The following is an 18,318-nucleotide window of genomic DNA, read 5'->3' on the forward strand; positions in this document are numbered from 1 at the left end:
AAGAAAAAGCACTTAAACAACAATAGCAAGTTGCCGATTTCACCGAGAGGAAAAGGACTGCGCAATGGCGTATCGCTGAAAAAATAGAGGCAGACTTCTTTTTAGGGTATTTCACATAGGTTGTCTCATCCCATACCACCCATAACAAAATAATCAGATAGACTGTTAGAGCTGATCCCCTAAAACAAGTCATATACTACTTATGATTCCCCTTTTTTTAAGGATTGGAAAGCTATGAGCGCTGACTCGCGTGATTGTTTGAGATCAACAACAGGGCGTGGATAAGTTGATCCTAGCTCGATACCTGCTTCTGTTAAAATAAGCTCCGGAGCTTCCCATGGGTTGAAAAGGTATTTATTCGGTAGCGAAGCAATTTCAGGGATATATTGACGGACATATTCACCATCGGGATCAAATTTCTGACCTTGTGTGACCGGATTAAAAATACGAAAGTAAGGTGCCGCATCCGCCCCGCATCCTGCAACCCATTGCCAACTGGCACTATTATTAGCCAAGTCAGCATCAATCAGAGTATCCCAAAACCAACGCTCCCCATGGTGCCAGTGAAGTTGCAGGTTTTTCACCAGAAATGAGCCGACAATCATTCGAACCCGGTTATGCATATAACCTGTCTGCCATAATTCACGCATACCCGCATCCACCATGGGAATACCCGTTTGTCCTCTTTGCCATGCACGCAAATTCTCTGCGTTATCCACCCATGGAAAAGCATCAAACTTCGATTGTAGATTTCTACGCGGTAGTTCCGGATTATGATAAAGCTGACTATACGAAAACTCACGCCAGCCTAGTTCGCTACAAAAGTGTCCAATATGTTTATCGTCACCAAGGCTTCGAACAGTATGCCATAGCTGATTAGCTGATATTTCCCCAAAATGTAGATGGGGTGATAAGCGCGATACATAAGGTTTTGCAGGAAGGTTTCTGCCCTCTTTATAAAAGGAAAGTCCCTCATCAACAAACGTTTCAAATCGTTTGCGAGCACCCTCCTCTCCAATATCCCAATGAGGTTCAAGCTGTTTGTCCCATGGTATTTTGGGCAAAAGATCAAGCGCATCAATGCCTATATGACCAGGGTCATCACCGTAGTTGGTATTTTTCGGTGTTGATAAAGGCGAGCGAGGTTGTTCTGCATTTAAGCAGCCTTTGCGGAAAAATGGTGTAAAGACTTTATAGGGCGTTCCATCGTCTTTTTTAATCGTCCAAGGCTCCCACAATAATAAGCCATTGAATGTATAAGCCTCTATTCCACGCGTTTTAAGATTTTCTTTAATCAGTGTATCGCGATGTATGCGCCATGGTTCATAGCATCGGTTCCAATACACGGCTTCAACGTCAAAACGTGTCAGTAGATCATCCAGAATTGTTTGCGGATTGCCATGATACACGGAGAGCTTGTTGCCTAAGGAGGCATTTAATGCCTTCAGTGAATGATGAAGCCACCAACGACTCGCACCACCCATGACATGATTTCCCGCATTATCATCGTCTAAAATATAGATGGGTAAAACGGCCTCATGCTCTGCCGCTTTTGTTAATGCTGGATTATCAGATAACCGTAAGTCTTGACGAAACCAGTGGATTGCGATTTTTTTTGTCATAACTGATGTGTCATCTCCGATGCTGCCACGCCTGACGCAAACTGACAGTAACTCATTTGACTATACGGCTTTAGTCCCTCAGATGGATTCATGTTCGGCCAACCCAGAATCTATCACGGATCTGAACTGTTCAGTCGAACAGATAACTCAGCTGATTTATATAGCTATAATTTGGCGGGCCAATCTCAAATGAGCTCGGAGCCTACAGTCAAATATCCCCTATCGATCCAATTATAGCCGTTAATAATCCTTGGTCAGGGCTTATGCCCCCGCTTTAGCTGTTACACTTAGGTTTTTGTTATCACTGAGCTTCGCTATTTATGACATTAAGATTTTCAAACAGTTATTCAGCACTGGGTGGCGCCTTTTATCAGCGTGTATTGCCCACACCCGTTGCTGATCCTAAAGTGCTTTTATGGAACCGATCTCTAGCTGATAGTTTGAAGCTAAGCACTACATTGCAGTCAGACGCTACTTTACAGGCACAAATCTTTTCAGGTAATCAGCTTCCCGCCGGCACTGAAAGTCTGGCTTTGGCTTATAGCGGTCATCAGTTTGGCCACCTCAACCCCCAATTGGGCGATGGTCGTGCCCACTTGCTTGGCGAGCTTCTTGATAAAGATAATTGTCGAGTTGATGTGCAGTTAAAAGGTTCTGGCCCTACGCCCTATTCACGCCAAGGCGATGGCCGTTGTGCACTAGGCCCTGCGCTGCGTGAATATATTATGAGCGAAGCAATGTATTTTTTAGGTGTACCGACTTCTCGTTGTTTGGCGGTAGTGGCTACTGGTGAGTCGGTTTATCGAGACGCAGTTAAGCCTGGCGCTATCGTTACTCGAATAGCTGCTAGTCATATCCGAGTCGGTACCTTTCAGTATTTTGCTATAAGGGACGATGTAAAGTCGTTAGCTGCTTTATTGGATTTCAGCATAGAGCGTCACTTTGCCGATATTGATCTTAACGCCGATGATAAAGCACTGCAGTTTCTTGATGCAGTTATGCAGCGACAAATTACTTTAATTGTTGAATGGATGAGAGTAGGTTTTATTCATGGCGTTATGAACACAGATAATACCGCTATCTCTGGTGAGACTATCGACTTTGGTCCCTGTGCTATGTTGGGGGCCTACCACCCCGCTACGGTTTACAGCTCTATTGATACCCAGGGGCGTTATGCCTTTGGTAATCAGGCTAATATCGCTATTTGGAACCTTATTCGACTTGCTGAATGTTTGCTGCCGCTGATTAACAACGAAAAAAAGCTGGCTATCGCTGTAATAGAACCATTACTAAAGGATTACTCTGAGCGTTTTGAGCAGGCGTATTTTGCCATGATGGCCGCCAAACTGGGTATTAGTGACGTGACTGTCGAAATTCGCAGCTTGATTGAACGTTTATTGAAATCTATGCAAACCGACGCCTTGGATTACACTCAAACCTTTTTGGATCTTGGTCAAACCATGGCAGGCGCCAACCCATTGTCTGAAAATTACAATGAATGGATTGCACAATGGCGCAGCCATTTAAATGATAATTCCGCAGCATTAATGCAGGCTAATAACCCAATAGTAATTCCAAGAAATCATTATGTTGAGGCAGTATTAACCGCCTGCGAAACGACTGGTAGCACTGAAGCTATTAATGATTTTCTTGAAGTGTTGCGCTCACCTTACCAAGAGCTTCCTAATAGCCATCACTATCAAGATCCTGCAGAGGATTTTGATTCGTCGTATCAAACTTTTTGTGGCACCTAAGCGCTGGTTATGGCAACTGTACGGAGTATTGTCGAGCTTCTTCTATCCGACCCATCATCGTTAAGTAAGCTGCCAAGGCGCCAATAATCTCCTGATTATTAGGGCTGTTCTGTAGTGCTTTTTTTAATATGCTAATGGCCAATGCTTGTTTGCCATTTTCAAATAAAGCGACAGCATAAACATAGTTATAGCGAGCAATTTCAGGTGTTTGTGTGGCGGCAATTTCAAGGTAGTCCACAGCGCTATCCAGTTGCTTCAAGCGAATCATTAATAGTCCCATTGCATAGTTGGCGGCCGCATTTTTTGGCTCTATGCTTAATGCTTGCTTCAATAGTGGCACAGCCAGTTGATCTTGCCCTTTTGCTCTATAAAGATCAGCTTGATTGATTATTGCCGGCAAGTAAAAAGGTTCAATTAACCGCGCATGTTGATAAGCGGACTCGGCTAAATCCAGTTGATTTAGAGATTGGTAAAGTGCACCAAACTGCATTTGCCCTGCTGGTGTGTCTGCATTTTGTTGCAAAGAGGCTATGTATTCATCTACCGCTTTTTGTATGGCCTGTTGTTGTGGTGGTTGCAATACAATAGTTCGATCAACCAGTGTGCTGGCCAATAAACGAGCAGCCTCCATTCTTATCGCTTTAACTGGGTCGTTTAATGAAGGCCATAAATAGTGAAGTCGCTGTTGTACAGGTAAAAGTTCAACGACCTTAATCGCTGCCAAGCGTAAAGTAGCATTAGTCGATTCCAGTTGTATCAAGGCAGTATTGACTGCATATTGGTTTGGATAGTTGCGTAAGAGTTGCAAGCCAGATGCGCGCACCATAACAGGTATCGATTCATCATTAATCAGTGTTGAAAGTTGCGGTAAAGCTTGGGCTGTTCTTCGCTGTGCCGCATCGAACAAGGGGGCAAAACTTGGTTGATCAATACGGCTGGGATACCAGGTTTTAAAATGCTTTAAGGCCCAATCGTTATCTTTATCGGTATGACACTGATTGCAAGCATTGGGCACTGTCAGCGTCGCTGATAAATCGGGACGTGGAATGCGCAGGCTATGATCTCGTCGTGGATCTATTGTCATGTAGGTTGTTTCGGGCATATGGCAGTTAACACACTGGGCGCCTTCACTGGCATTGTTATGATGATGGTGTGTTGGATTATCAAAAACCGAGGGGTTGTGACATTGTGCGCAAAGCTGATTATTTGGCGCTTTTAGTTCAAGACTATGAGGGTTATGACAATCACTGCAAACTACACCTTGTTGATGCATTTTGCTTTGGATAAAAGAGCCATAAACATAAACCTCATCTAATATCTGACCATCAACATGGTAAAAAGGCTCTTCTATTAACAAGGGGATATGGGTATCCAATAACTCTTTTCCCCGAAAGTTTTTATTATCAACAGTATCAATGGTTGTGCGACGAGCATGACAACTGGCACAGCTATTGATTTGCTGATCGCCATGGGTAGGGTTCGTCCCAAGCTTATTAGCGGTAGCCTGTGCTGGCAGTCGTTGCCAGTGACCATGGGAGCGAATATCGGTTAGCAGGCCTTTGTTGTCAGGCTTTTTCGGATCTTTGCTATTGACCCATGCCACATGTTGACGGCCAGCCCCATGACAGGCTTCACAGGCGACATTAATTTCGGACCATGTCGTTTGGTAGCTATTGCTATGCTGATCATAGTTTTTTTGCAGCTGGGTGGAATGGCATTCGGCACAATGTGAATTCCAGTTTTGCAACTGGCGTGTCCAATGCAACACATCTTTGTGGCCTGTAACATCAGGGTATAAATGAAACCAACGCTGCCCACCTTCTGCCTTGCTGCGACTGTCCCAAGCAATGCTCAACGCCTGATAACGACCATCGTCAAAAGCAATCAGGTATTGCTGCAATGGAGTGATGCCAAAGGTATAAGCAATTTTATAATCCTGTAATATGCCATCGGTACCATCGGTATTTACCCAAAACTCGCTGCCCTTTTTAAAAAAGGTTGAGGTAATTCCGTTTAAGCTAAAACTTGATTGATTAAAATCGCCTAAAACGCTTTGGCTATTAGCCTCCATCATCGCCTGATCATGGTGAGAGCTCCGCCAATCTTGATATTGCTGCTGATGGCAAGAACCACATTGCTCACTGCCAATAAATTCGGGATTGCTTAAAGGACTAGCAGAGGCAACCAAAGAGAAAATGCCTGTCAATAAAAAGGCGATATAAACAGCGAGTAAAGAACGCATTCTCCAGAACAACCCTTTTGATATTATGAGGCTTATTATGCCCAACGGTAGATAACTAAACAATGTGATGACTTTCTGAAATAGAGGTTACGGTAACGTTATGCTTTGATGATCAAAAAATCTATTATCAACTCTCGATATAAGCAATTTTATTGATGCCCATATCTCTAACCATGAGACTGCCAAGCAGTTGCAAGTCAACGAGAGTCGTCCCAAGCTTTGGTTTATGGACGATATTTATGGCGTAAACCTTCAAGGAAGTTACGTAGAATCTGGTCTTTGCATTCGCGGTAATGCTTATGACCTTTTTTACGAAATAAAGCGCTTAACTCATGGTCACTAATAGTGAGTCCCGCTAACTGTAGTACCGCCTGAATATCATCACTTTTGAAATCCATTGCGATTTTTAATTTTCTTAGCACCATATTATTATTCAGTTGCTTTTCCGCTATCGGCGCTGGACCATCTTTTTTGCCTCGGCGAGCCACGATAAGGCCATTTAAAAACGTTGCCATTTTAATATCTGGGCAGCTTTTAAACCATGGGTCGTCATCTTTCTTAAGCCATGCTGTGACCTCGGCAGTCTCAATCTCGCTACCGGCCAAGCCAAAAATGGATACTATCTTGGTATCAGCCAGATCAAAGATATAGCGCAGTCGTCTTAAGATATCGTTATTGGTCATGGTTATTGCTTCTCTTTTTTACGGATAGCGTCAAAGCCATCACCGGTGACGCGTTTAATCTTTTTTGTGGTGCGTGATTTTTTAACGGCCTTGGTGGTTTTGGTGGCGGTTTTATTCTTTTTTGAGCCTGCGATTTTGCCAGATTTTTTCAGTTTTTTAGGGCCGCTATAGTTAGCCTTTAAATCTTTTATCACTCGACGTTGAAAGCGAATCTTTAAATAACGCTCTATACTAGACATCTGACGCCACTCGTCAGCACTCACTAGACATAGGGCTTTGCCCTCCTTGCCGGCTCTACCGGTACGGCCAACCCGATGAATATGATCATCGCCTGAGTGGGCTATCGTAAAATTAATTACCAAATCCACATCTTGTATATCCAAACCCCGTGCCGCCAAATCTGTAGCCACTAATACTTCAAGGCTGCCCTGACGAAAGCTGTTCATAATTTGTTTGCGATCATTTTGCGTAATATCGCCATGCAGGAAATTAACTTTCCACTTCTTATATTGTAGAAAATGACTTAGCTGTTCACATTGAGCGCGCTTATTACAGAAGATAAAAACTTTTTTCGCCCGTTCCTCTCTGATGATGGCATCAACTAGCTTTTCCTTGTGTTTGATATCATCCGCCAGCACGACCTGTTGTAAAATATGGTTATGTTGTTGACGATGGGAATCAATTTCAATGGTCAGAGGATCAGAAAAGGTGGCGATCATCTTATCCATTCCCTTGGTATTCAGGGTTGCAGAAAATAATAAATTTTGACGCTCGGGGTTGCTGTAATCCGAGATAGTATGCATCGCTATCGCAAAGCCCATATCCAGCATGCGGTCTGCTTCATCCAGCACCAGTATTTCCAGATCATTAAAATCCGGATTGCCCTTTTCAATATGATCAACAAGGCGTCCAGGAGTTGCGATTAACACTTCTGGATTTTTACGTAATGTTGCAACCTGATGTTTATAAGCTTCGCCACCAATAATTAAACCGCATTTCAAATAGCTAAAGGCTGCCAGCTGTTCAAATTGCTTTTGGGTTTGTAGGGCAAGCTCTCGGGTTGGTAGCAGGATGAGCGCCCTAGTCCCCGTGTTAGGCGAGTCATTCTCTAGTAGCCGTTGCAGAACCGGTAACAGAAAGGCGGCTGTTTTACCGCTACCGGTCTGCGCTGATACCAACAGGTCTTTACCGGAGATGGCAGCGGGAATAGCTTCTGCCTGCACTTTGGTGGCTTGGCTAAAGCCCAGCTTATCCAGTGCTTTGAGCAGTTGTTGGTGAAGGGGTAAGTCTTTGAGTAGAGACAATTCTGAGTTTCCGGCCGAGTTTGTTAGCGCTTAATAGTGTTTATTTTAACAGAATTGCTCGCTACAAATGGGGATTATTTATCGGCCGTCATTGTTTTATCCAGACACTATTTTGAGTATCCAAGTATAGCTGCTCTACTTTCTCCCTCGCCCAGATGGTTTTTCTTAAAAATTTCAGACTGGATTTAATCGAGGGCTCATGGTTAAAACAACGAATATCGATCTTGTTACCTAAGCTTTCCCAGCCATAATGATCCACCAGCTGGGTCAATATGTTCTCCAGAGTTAGTCCGTGAAGCGGGTTATTGGGTTGTTGGTGATGACTCATAAAATTGTTTAACCTTTACTGTGAGGCTGTAGTATATGCTGTTAAGATAGCCTTCCACTTTATACCATCACCGCAAAGTCATGAAAGTATTAATCAGAAATTTAAGCCGTAGCACCACTGAAGCCACTATTCTTGATATGTTTCAGGCCTATGGCGGCGTGCAGTCATGTAATTTGGTCATGGATAAAAAAACCGGCGGCTCTAAGGGTTTTGGTTTTGTGGAAATGCCCAATCCTGGTGAGGCCAAAGCTGCCATTAAGAGCCTGAATAACTTGAATTTTGAAGGTAGCGTTATTAGGGTTAAAAAGGCAGAAAATAAAGTTTAATATCAATGGTTTGTACTGTTAATATAAAGTTAATTATAGTTTATATATTGTCGACTGGATAATAGGGCTGTTAACTGATCAAAAAAGAACTACCCACTAAAACAGATACCTGCTATTTATGCTCCGCCGTTTTATTGAACTTAATACCGTAGTTTAGCTCTGTTAAGCCAAGAGCCCGTTGAGATAATAATTTATGATCGTTATATACCGTGTTCGTTTTCTAGCCGTATTCACTACATTACTGACCACCCTATTACTGTCCTCTGCGGTTAACGCCAAAGTCGAGTTATCCAGTGGTGATATTACCTATAGCAAAGAACAATCTAGCACCGCACTGGATATTATTAACAAGCTAGGCCAGCGCCACTATATTACCCAGACTCTCAATGACGCGATGTCTTCCCGTATTTTCGACAATTACCTGCGTCGTCTTGATGGTAATAAAAGCCTGTTTATAAAGGCTGATTTGGAAGAATTTGAGCAATATCGTTATACCCTTGATAACACTTTGAATAAGGGTGATCTCGGTCCTGGTTTTATTATCTTTAATCGCTATCAGCAGCGTTTGGCCTCTCGTCTTAGTTCGATTATTCAGCAGTTACCAGAAATGGTGGCTGCGATGAACTTCGAGCGCGATGAATCTCTTGTGCTCGATCGGTCAGAGATGTCTTGGCCTGTCACTCAGGCCGAGGCAGATGAGCTATGGCGCAAAATTATTAAAAGCCGCGTTCTTGGCTTACGTGCTGCTAAAAAGCCAGAGTCTGACATTGTTCCGCTGCTAATTAATCGGTTTCAAAACCAGTTAAACCGCCTGCAGCAATCGACTGCGGAAGATGCTTTTCAGATTTATATGAATTCCATGACCACCCTGTATGATCCTCACACCACTTACCTTTCACCGATCAGCTCTGAAAACTTTGAAATCAATATGAGCCTATCGCTGGAGGGGATTGGTGCTATCTTGCAAACCGAGGATGAGTTCACCAAGGTGGTGCGTCTGGTACATGCAGGTCCGGCCGATAAACAGGGACAACTACAGCCATCAGATCGGATTGTTGCTGTGGCGCAGGGTGATGGTAAATTTGAGGATGTGATTGGTCTTAGGTTAGACAAAGTGGTTAAGTTGATTCGGGGTAAAAAAGGCAGCACGGTTCGACTTGAGGTGATCCCCGTGACGGCTAAAACCGACGATGAACATACCGTGATTGAAATTGTTCGGGATACGGTAAAGCTTGAAGAGCAAAGCGCCCAGAAAAAAGTGCTCGATATCTTTGATGATAACAAGCTATCAAAAATTGGCATTATTGATATTCCTGCCTTCTATATTGATTTTGAAGCTATGCGCAAAGGCGATCCACAGTATAAAAGTACCACTCGCGATGTGAGTAAATTACTGAATGAACTTATCGATGAAGGCGTAGATGGCATTATTATCGATTTGCGCGAAAACGGCGGTGGTTCATTAAGGGAGGTTAACGAGCTGACGGGTCTTTTTATTGAGCAAGGGCCCACCGTACAAGTTAGGCATTCGAGCAAACAGGTTTATCGCGATGGTAAACGTTCCAGCAGTGCTTATTATCAAGGCCCATTGGTGGTGTTAATTAACCGTCTTAGCGCTTCTGCCTCAGAGATTTTTGCCGGCGCTATTCAAGATTATCAGCGCGGCATTGTGGTGGGTACACAGTCTTTTGGTAAAGGCACGGTTCAGTCTTTAAATCCTTTAAAACATGGGCAGTTAAAAATTACCGAATCCAAATTTTATCGAATTTCTGGTGAAAGCACTCAGCACCGTGGAGTAATCCCTGATATTGAATTCCCAGCAAGTTACGATAAAGAAAAAGTTGGCGAGAGCTCTTTAGATAATGCGCTCTCTTGGGATCGTATTGACCCTGTTAGGCATCGTCGCTATTTTAATCTGCCAGCTATTATGCCTGAGCTTAAAGCCAAGCATGCCGAGCGCTTTAAAACAGATCCTGATTTTATCTTTTTACAAGCGCAGCTGGAATTACAGGAACAGTTTCGCTCGGTAACCACGATTAGCCTTAATGAAAAAACGCGCCTTGCTAACCAAGAGCAAGATCAAGCCAAGAAACTGCTGATTCAGAATGCGCGCCGTACCGCTAAAGGTTTGGAGCCATTAGCTGCTCTGGATGAATTAGATGTAACTGAAGAGGCTGATCAGACCGCTAAAGAGCCTGAGCAGGAAATGGATAAGGACGATGAGGAAGTTGATCCTCTATTGAGAGAGGCAGGTCATATTCTGGTGGATTCCATGCCGATTTATGGTGCTAAAAAGCTAGCCAGCAATCCCTAAACACTGAAATTGATGGTAGAGCGACGTCTTTCTGACCCGCTTCTACGATCCATTACAGCTTGAGTGTTAGCACGACCACGACGATCTTTGCCCAGCCGGCGATCCTGGCTATAAGTTTCACGTTTATCAGCCGGGCTAGATGGTACGACTCTACGCGTCGCTCTTGTCGGCATGCTAGCGCCAGATGCCGTATAGTTTGTTGGAAAATTAACCATTTATGAGCTCCTCTTAACCCATATATCGACAAATAGGACGTCAAACTTTAGCTTATCGTCCAGTTGCCTAGTTAATGCTCAAACCATGCCAATTTCTCTCTTAGGGTGACGATTTCGCCGATAATCAGCAAGGTGGGTGCCCTGACCTGCTCTTTTACCGCCGTTGCCGGCATTTCTCGCAAATTGCTGACCAAAACACGCTGCTGTTCGGTTGTCCCTTGCTGTATCAACGCAATTGGAGTCTCTGGATTGCGGCCATATTCGATCAGTTTTTGACAAATAATTGGCAGCCCGACCAAGCCCATATAAAACACCAGAGTCTGATTGGTATGAACCAGCTCGTCCCAGGGTAAATCTGCCGTACCATTTTTGAGATGGCCGGTAATAAAGCGGACTGACTGGGCATAATCACGGTGAGTTAACGGGATGCCGGCATAGGTGGAGCAGCCAGAAGCTGCGGTGACGCCGGGGACGACTTGAAACGGAATATTATGCGACGCCAGTTGTTCTATTTCTTCACCACCGCGACCAAAGATAAACGGATCCCCGCCTTTTAAACGCAGTACTCGCTTGCCCTCTTTGGCCAGTTTAACCAGCATTTGATTAATATCTTCTTGCGGAACCGCATGGTTAGAGCGTTTTTTGCCGACATAAATCCTTTCCGCATCGCGGCGAGTTAATTCAATAATTTGATCGGCCACCAAACGGTCATAAAGCACGACATCGGCTTTTTGCATCAGACGCAAAGCTCTAAAGGTTAATAGGTCAGGATCGCCCGGCCCTGCACCGACCAAATAGACTTCGCCCTTAATCATCTCAGCGGGTTCGGCATCTAGGCGTTGGGATAACATCTGATTGGCAACTGTATCTTTGCCAGCAAAAACCATTTCAGCAATGGGGCCGTTTAGCACCTCCTCCCAAAAGTTTTTACGCTCATCCACGGTTTTATAACTCAGTTTTACTTTATCGCGAAAACCGCCGACTAAATTGGCCAACCGCCCATAAGCGGCCGGAACAAGGCTTTCAATTTTTGATCGCAACATTCTGGCAAGCACCGGCGACTTACCACCACTGGAGACGGCAATCACCAACGGCGAACGATCAATAATAGCAGGGAGAATAACGCTACATAGCTCCGGACTATCGACAACATTGACAGGAAGCTGACGTTGATGAGCATCATCGGAAACCTGCTTATTTAATGCCTCGTCGTCAGTGGCGGCAACCACTAAAAACATACCCTCGATATCAGCGACAGAATAATCCCCGATACGGATAGTGCCTTCGGTGGACTCGGCTAATTGCCTCAGTTCAGGGAGAACTTTGCGAGCGACGATATTAATAATTGCGCCAGATTTTTGTAGCAGTATCGCTTTACGTAGTGCTATGGTGCCACCACCAACCATGACACAGGGTTTACCTTGCAGTTGAAAATACAGCGGTAGAAAATCCATTGGCAAATTTTAGAGCTTAGTTGCGCCGCCCATATAGGGGCGCAACACGTCAGGAATATCAACGCCACCATCAGCGGTTTGGTAGTTTTCAAGCACGGCTACCAAGGTGCGGCCCACAGCGAGACCAGAGCCATTAATGGTATTTAATAATTCCGGCTTGCCGGTTTCAGGGTTGCGCCAGCGCGCCAGCATACGACGAGCCTGATAGTCACCAAAATTCGAGCAGGATGAAATTTCACGGTATTTTTGCTGGCCGGGTAGCCATACCTCAAGGTCATAGGTGCGCTGTGCAGAAAAACCTAAATCACCACCACAGAGCATGACTTTTCGGTAGGGAAGATTCAGTTTTTGTAAAATAGCTTCAGCATTTTCTGTTAAGGATTCAAGCTCGGCATTGGCTTGTTCGGGTTTAACCATTTTGACTAATTCAACTTTCTCAAATTGATGCTGGCGAATCATGCCGCGAGTATCACGACCATAACTACCCGCCTCACTTCTAAAGCAAGGGGTATGACAAACAAAATGCAGACCCTGTTGTAATTCCCCTGCTTCGAAAATGGTATTGCTAGCGATATTGGTAACCGGCACTTCGGCCGTAGGAATTAAATAATAGTTCTGTTCACCTTCAATTTTAAAAAGATCTTGTTCAAATTTGGGCAACTGGCCGGTGCCGCGTAGAGCATCAGCATTAACCATAAAGGGGACATAAACCTCATTGTAACCATGCTCATTAAGATGCGTGTCGAGCATAAATTGGATTAATGCGCGATGTAGTCTTGCCATATTGCCTTGCATCACAGCAAAGCGTGAGCCGGTAATTTTGCTGGCTAATTCAAAATCCAATCCACCGACTTGCTCACCAATATCAACGTGATCCTTAGCGTCGAAATCAAATTGGCGTGGCTCGCCCCATTTCATAATCTCGACATTGGCCTCTTCATCATCGCCTTCCGGGACTTCATCGTCCGGAATATTAGGGACACTCATCATAAGTGACGCTAACGCATCGGCGGCGGCTGTGGCTTGTTGTTTTAAGTTGTCCAGCTGTTGTTCTATTTTTGCCAATGTTTCATTAACGGTTTGTTTAGCTTCGTCGACTGGAATGCCTTGCTTGACTAGTTCACCGATTTTTTTCGACGCCTGCTTGCGCTCAGCTAGCAGATTTTGGCTGTCGGTGTCAGCCTGTTTGCGTTCTTGATCCAGTTGTTTGAACGCGGCAACGTCAAAATCGAACTTTTTCTTTTTGAGCTTTTCTGCAACCTGCTCCGGATTTTGACGAATCATTTTGATATCTAACATGTGTCTTAAACCTTAATAACAGTCTTAAAATAATCGGGTCAAGCTAATAGCCAGCCAGGTTGCAATAATGCAAATCAACAAACTGCTGATTATATACAATAGCGCATAAGCAAGTTGACCGCGCTCCAATAACATAATGGTTTCCAGCGAGAAAGTTGAAAACGTAGTCAATGCGCCTAAAAAACCAATCATAGCGACATTGCGCCAGTCAGGATGCAGTGCCATGCGCTCGGCAATTAATACATACAGTATACCAATGCCAAACGAGCCAATCACATTCACACTTAGCGTACCCAGAGGAAAAGCGCCCCATTGGCTTTTGCTATAGGGCAAACTGCTGATCCAGTTAACCAGGCCATAGCGACATAGTGCACCTGCAGCGCCGCCAACGGCAATCATCAATAAATGCGTCATAATATGGTGTTCGAATTGGGTTAGTAGCGGTGTATTTTACTACCTTTATCGAGTTCACGCAGATAATTCATCTTCTCTGCGATTTTCTTTTCCAGACCACGATCTACTGGTTGGTAATATTCGGTGTCTTTTAATGCTTCGGGGAAGTAATTTTCACCGGCGGCATAGGCTTCAGGCTCATTATGAGCATAGCGATACTCGCTACCATAGCCCAAATCTTTCATCATAGTGGTCGGTGCATTGCGTAAATGCTCGGGCACTGCGTAGCTAGGCTGCTGCTGAATATCCGCCATCGCGTGATTAAAGGCCTTATAGACCGCATCGCTCTTTGCTGCGCTGGCCAAATAAATAACCGCTTGGGCGATAGCCAACTCACCTTCAGGGCTACCCAGTCGTTCCTGAACCTGCCAGGCATTTAACGCAAGCTCCAGCGCTCTGGGGTCGGCATTGCCAATATCTTCGCTTGCGATACGCACCACTCGGCGAGCAATATACAGCGCATCACAGCCAGCATCGAGCATACGGCAAAACCAGTATAGGGCGGCATCGGGTGAACTGCCTCTAACGGATTTATGCAGGGCTGATATTTGCTCATAAAAAAGATCACCGCCTTTATCAAAGCGGCGCACAAAGCCATCTAGGACTTCAGCTACGGTATCGGCACCAATATATTTGGCGCCGTCGCGCTCTGGTGCCAGCTCTAATGACAGTTCTAGCAGATTTAAAGCTCGACGGGCATCGCCATCGGCTGCCATTGATAGTTGATCAAGTTGCTGCTGATCTAGCTGTACAGTAACGGACTGATCCTGCTCACAAGCGTTAAGTATAATGGTGGCAATATTTTCAGGGTCTAAAGCGCGCAACTTATAAACACGGGTTCGCGATAATAGTGCGTTATTTAACTCAAACGATGGATTTTCGGTGGTGGCGCCAATAAAGATCACAGTGCCATCTTCTACAAACGGTAGAAAGGCATCTTGCTGGGCTTTATTAAAGCGATGCACTTCATCAATAAACAGAATGGTTTTTTTACCCGCAGATTGATGCTGTGCTGCTTGGTCAACCGCGGCTCGGATATCTTTAACTCCTGCTAGCACAGCAGATAGAGTAATAAAGTGAGCGTCGCAGGTATCTGAAACCAGTTTGGCCAGCGACGTTTTACCGACACCGGGTGGCCCCCATAAAATCATCGAATGTAACTGATTATTTTCCAGAGCTTCCCGCAGTGGTTTGCCCTGCCCTAAAATATGCTGTTGGCCGATATAGTGATCCAGCCGACGCGGGCGCATTTTGGCTGCTAAGGGTTGGTAAGCCGTGGTTTGTTCGAATAGATTACGATTCATCGCGAATAACATCGATGCCGTCGGGAGGCACAAAGTTAAACAGACTATCGGCAATATCTGCATTTAACTTTAAGTCAGAAAAAACGATAGTGGTTAGCTGTTCAAAACTATCTTTTAAGGTCATTCCAAGTAGTTGCCGGTTATTAAAGCGGATGCTGAGTTGTGTAAAAAGATTGTCTGGCTGATTAGGTGTTAAGGTAAAGGTTAATGTTTTATCGGCAGCTTCGGTGACAGAAACCTGATATTGCTGGCTGATTTGTTTAACTTCGCCACTGAGTAATAAAGCGGGTGTCTTATCTAAATCGGCAGTAAAGGTTTGCTGAGTAATTTGTTCAAGGTCGATATCATAGAGCCATAATTGTTGGCCATCGGTCACTACTAAATGTTTATAGGGTTGCTCGGTTAGCCAGTGAAACCGTCTTGGGCGCTTTACCGTTAAAGACCCCTCGGCTTGCTGTAGCAAGATACCGGTATGGTCGTGGATAGTTTGTTTAAAGTGCGCACTGAGGCTGTTCATGGCTTGCAGTTGTGCATTGAGTTGTTGCACAGCGGTTTCGCTACTGGCAGCCAAACAACAGCTGCTTAATAGCCAGAGCAAAAAACAACGAGCTAGTAAGTTCAAAATAAAAAATCTCTGCTGGTTTATTCTGAAGGCGGCGGTGGCGCTAACACTTCACGGCTGCCATTGTGGCCCATTTCAGTGACCACGCCAGCCGCTTCCATGGCTTCGATTAGGCGTGCCGCACGATTATAACCAATCCGTAATTTGCGCTGCACCGAGGAAATTGAGGCGCGGCGCGACTGGGTGACATAATGAACAGCTTCGTCGTATAAGGCATCACTTTCGTCATCACCATCGCCACCTCCGCTGCCGCCTTCGGCGGTAAAGCCCGGGATTGCAGGGCCATTGGCGCCTTCATCGAGTAAGCCTTCAATATAAGCAGGTTCGCCGCGACGCTTCCAGTCAGCAACAACACGATGCACTTCTTCATCTGAAACAAAGGCGCCGTGAACACGCACCGGTAAACTGGTTCCTGGTGGCAGGTATAACATATCACCATGGCCTAATAATTGTTCCGCCCCACCCTGATCAAGTATGGTTCTGGAATCAACGCGCGATGAAACCTGAAAGGCAATACGCGATGGCACATTGGCTTTAATCAAGCCGGTAATGACATCGACTGAGGGTCGCTGTGTGGCGAGTATTAAATGAATACCGGCGGCACGGGCTTTTTGTGCAATACGGGCAATTAACTCTTCCACTTTTTTACCCACCACCATCATCATGTCGGCAAATTCATCGATGACCACCACAATAGATGGCAAGGTTTCAAGCGGTGGTGCTACTTGTGGATCTGCTTCCGGATCAAGGACTTCTTGGGGTGTCCATAAAGGATCAACAATCGGATTATCACTGGAAGCCGCGTCTTCAACTTTACGGTTGAATCCCGCTAAGTTTCTGACGCCTAGTGCAGCCATCAGTTTATAGCGACGTTCCATTTCAGCCACACACCAACGCAGGCCATTGGCGGCATCTTTCATATCGGTGATAACGGGGGTTAGTAGATGAGGAATACCGTCATACACTGACAGTTCCAGCATTTTAGGATCAACCAAAATCAATCTTACTTCGGCTGGTGTCGATTTATACAGAAAGCTTAGCAGCATGGCGTTAACACCCACCGACTTACCAGAACCGGTGGTACCAGCAACTAACAGATGCGGCATCTTGCCCAAGTCGGCGACAATCGGCTCACCGGAAATATCATGCCCCAAGGCTATACTTAGCGGTGACTTTGAATTTTCATAAACCTTTGACGATAAAACATCGCGATAATTTACCACGGCTCTATCTTCGTTGGGGATTTCGATACCAACAACCGACTTGCCGGGGATAACTTCTACTACCCGAACACTAATGACTGCCAAGGAGCGGGCAATATCTTTGGCGAGGTTAGTAATTTTGCTAACCTTAACGCCAGTGCCAGGTTGAATTTCAAAACGGGTAACCACGGGTCCTGGTAATACTTCTGTTACCTCGGCTACAACACCAAAATCTTTCAGCTTGTGTTCAAGTAATCTTGATAAGGCTTCCAGTGCATCAGCAGAGAAGCCTTTTTTATGCGAGTCATCAGCAGGGTCTAATAAATTCAAGGGTGGTAATGAGCCAACTACCGGGGCGTTAAATAAGGGGCGCTGTTTCTCGCGCTCTACCCGCTCACTTTTTTCGGGTTTTTTTGGCAGTAGCTGAATTTTGGGTGCTTTGCGGGTTTTTTCTTTTTCAACCTGTTTGGCGATAACCACTTTACGTTCCAGTTGAGCTTTTTGTTGGACACGTTTTTCCTGCCATTGTTGCCAACGTCTGATCAGGCTGCCACGCACAAATGCCACAAACTGCAAAGTGCAGGCGCCGGTTATATCCATCAGCTTCAACCATGAAAGGTCAGTAAATATGGTCATGCCGAATAGCAATAGGGCTAACAGAATCAATCTGCCGCCAAACAGACTAAAAGCACTAACGCTCGAAGAGCCAACCGATTGTCCCAAGGCGCCACCGGCGCCAAAGGGCAAGCCCGATGTACCAGTATCACCAATCATCGCCAATGAGGTGCTGCCAATCATAACCAGAATAAGACCGATAACACGCACCCCAAATGAGGCCCAGTCAAAAGGCAGTGGCTGATAGCGTTCTCGGAATAAAATCCACGCACGATAGCCAATCATTAGCGGGAATAAATAGGCCATATAGCCAAACAGTGAGAAGAAGATATCCGCCAACCAAGCCCCGGTAGGACCGCCGGAATTAGCTATGGCGCCACCGCTACCTGTCCGTGACCAACCGGGATCGCCTTGATCATAGCTGAGAAGCGCCATCATTAAATAGAGAAAAACCGCTACAAAACCAATCAGGGCGCCTTCGCGCAAGCGAGGCAAAAATTTCTCTACCACTGGGTGATTGCTTGTTTTTTGCACAGAGGCCTGCTTATTCAAGACCGTCACTATCCCCTTGTTTTACTGAA

The 18,318-nt window shown here is 45.2% G+C and carries 14 protein-coding genes; 3 read left to right on the top strand and 11 right to left on the bottom strand.

The window, feature by feature from the left end:
* Positions 1 to 200 precede the first annotated feature (200 nt).
* Positions 201 to 1,622 (bottom strand): deoxyribodipyrimidine photo-lyase, encoded by a 1,422-nt coding sequence (locus AACP44_RS01585; RefSeq protein ID WP_339338342.1) that lies wholly within the window; start codon positions 1,620 to 1,622, stop codon positions 201 to 203.
* Positions 1,623 to 1,942: 320 nt separating this feature from the next.
* On the opposite strand from AACP44_RS01585, the gene AACP44_RS01590 reads away from it, so the two are divergent.
* A complete protein-coding gene (locus tag AACP44_RS01590; protein WP_339338344.1) occupies positions 1,943 to 3,376 on the top strand; it encodes a YdiU family protein in 1,434 nt (477 codons plus the stop codon).
* 7 nt (positions 3,377 to 3,383) lie between these two features.
* Here AACP44_RS01590 and AACP44_RS01595 read toward each other — a convergent pair whose 3' ends face one another.
* The 4 genes from AACP44_RS01595 to AACP44_RS01610 form a co-directional block, all read right to left on the bottom strand.
* A complete protein-coding gene (locus AACP44_RS01595) occupies positions 3,384 to 5,618 on the bottom strand; it encodes a cytochrome c3 family protein (protein ID WP_339338346.1) in 2,235 nt (744 codons plus the stop codon).
* A gap of 224 nt (positions 5,619 to 5,842) precedes the next feature.
* Positions 5,843 to 6,301, bottom strand: a complete 459-nt coding sequence (locus tag AACP44_RS01600) for a DUF1456 family protein (protein WP_339338348.1) — start codon at positions 6,299 to 6,301, stop codon at positions 5,843 to 5,845.
* A gap of 2 nt (positions 6,302 to 6,303) precedes the next feature.
* Complete coding sequence (locus AACP44_RS01605) at positions 6,304 to 7,605, bottom strand: DEAD/DEAH box helicase (RefSeq protein WP_339338350.1); 1,302 nt, start codon at positions 7,603 to 7,605, stop codon at positions 6,304 to 6,306.
* Between the two features lie 88 nt (positions 7,606 to 7,693).
* Positions 7,694 to 7,933, bottom strand: coding sequence for a VF530 family protein (locus tag AACP44_RS01610; RefSeq protein WP_339338351.1), 240 nt, complete (start codon positions 7,931 to 7,933; stop codon positions 7,694 to 7,696).
* A gap of 80 nt (positions 7,934 to 8,013) precedes the next feature.
* Here AACP44_RS01610 and AACP44_RS01615 point away from each other — a divergent pair, with 80 nt between their 5' ends.
* Together AACP44_RS01615 and AACP44_RS01620 are read left to right on the top strand one after the other, a co-directional pair.
* The gene (locus tag AACP44_RS01615; RefSeq protein WP_339338352.1) at positions 8,014 to 8,259 is read left to right on the top strand and encodes an RNA-binding protein; all 246 of its coding nucleotides are present in this window, start codon (positions 8,014 to 8,016) and stop codon (positions 8,257 to 8,259) included.
* A gap of 193 nt (positions 8,260 to 8,452) precedes the next feature.
* Positions 8,453 to 10,573, top strand: a complete 2,121-nt coding sequence (locus AACP44_RS01620) for a carboxy terminal-processing peptidase (RefSeq protein WP_339338354.1) — start codon at positions 8,453 to 8,455, stop codon at positions 10,571 to 10,573.
* 286 nt (positions 10,574 to 10,859) lie between these two features.
* On the opposite strand, the gene cysG is transcribed toward AACP44_RS01620, so the two are convergent.
* From cysG to AACP44_RS01650, 6 genes are read right to left on the bottom strand one after another with little or no spacing between them, the layout of a single operon-like run.
* The gene (cysG, locus tag AACP44_RS01625) at positions 10,860 to 12,242 is read right to left on the bottom strand and encodes a siroheme synthase CysG (RefSeq protein WP_339338356.1); all 1,383 of its coding nucleotides are present in this window, start codon (positions 12,240 to 12,242) and stop codon (positions 10,860 to 10,862) included.
* A 9-nt stretch (positions 12,243 to 12,251) separates the two neighbouring features.
* Entirely contained in the window at positions 12,252 to 13,541 is a 1,290-nt protein-coding gene (serS, locus tag AACP44_RS01630) for a serine--tRNA ligase (RefSeq protein WP_339338358.1), read from the bottom strand.
* Positions 13,542 to 13,565: 24 nt separating this feature from the next.
* A complete protein-coding gene (gene crcB, locus AACP44_RS01635) occupies positions 13,566 to 13,955 on the bottom strand; it encodes a fluoride efflux transporter CrcB (protein WP_339338360.1) in 390 nt (129 codons plus the stop codon).
* Positions 13,956 to 13,975: 20 nt separating this feature from the next.
* Entirely contained in the window at positions 13,976 to 15,298 is a 1,323-nt protein-coding gene (locus tag AACP44_RS01640; protein WP_339338362.1) for a replication-associated recombination protein A, read from the bottom strand.
* Positions 15,288 to 15,920, bottom strand: a complete 633-nt coding sequence (gene lolA / locus AACP44_RS01645; protein WP_339338364.1) for an outer membrane lipoprotein chaperone LolA — start codon at positions 15,918 to 15,920, stop codon at positions 15,288 to 15,290. The genes AACP44_RS01640 and lolA overlap by 11 nt, the downstream gene beginning before the upstream one ends.
* A 20-nt stretch (positions 15,921 to 15,940) precedes the next feature.
* Complete coding sequence (locus tag AACP44_RS01650; protein WP_339338366.1) at positions 15,941 to 18,271, bottom strand: DNA translocase FtsK 4TM domain-containing protein; 2,331 nt, start codon at positions 18,269 to 18,271, stop codon at positions 15,941 to 15,943.
* Positions 18,272 to 18,318 lie beyond the last annotated feature (47 nt).

This window comes from uncultured Oceanicoccus sp. (assembly GCF_963968385.1).
Taxonomy (GTDB): domain Bacteria; phylum Pseudomonadota; class Gammaproteobacteria; order Pseudomonadales; family Dasaniaceae; genus Oceanicoccus.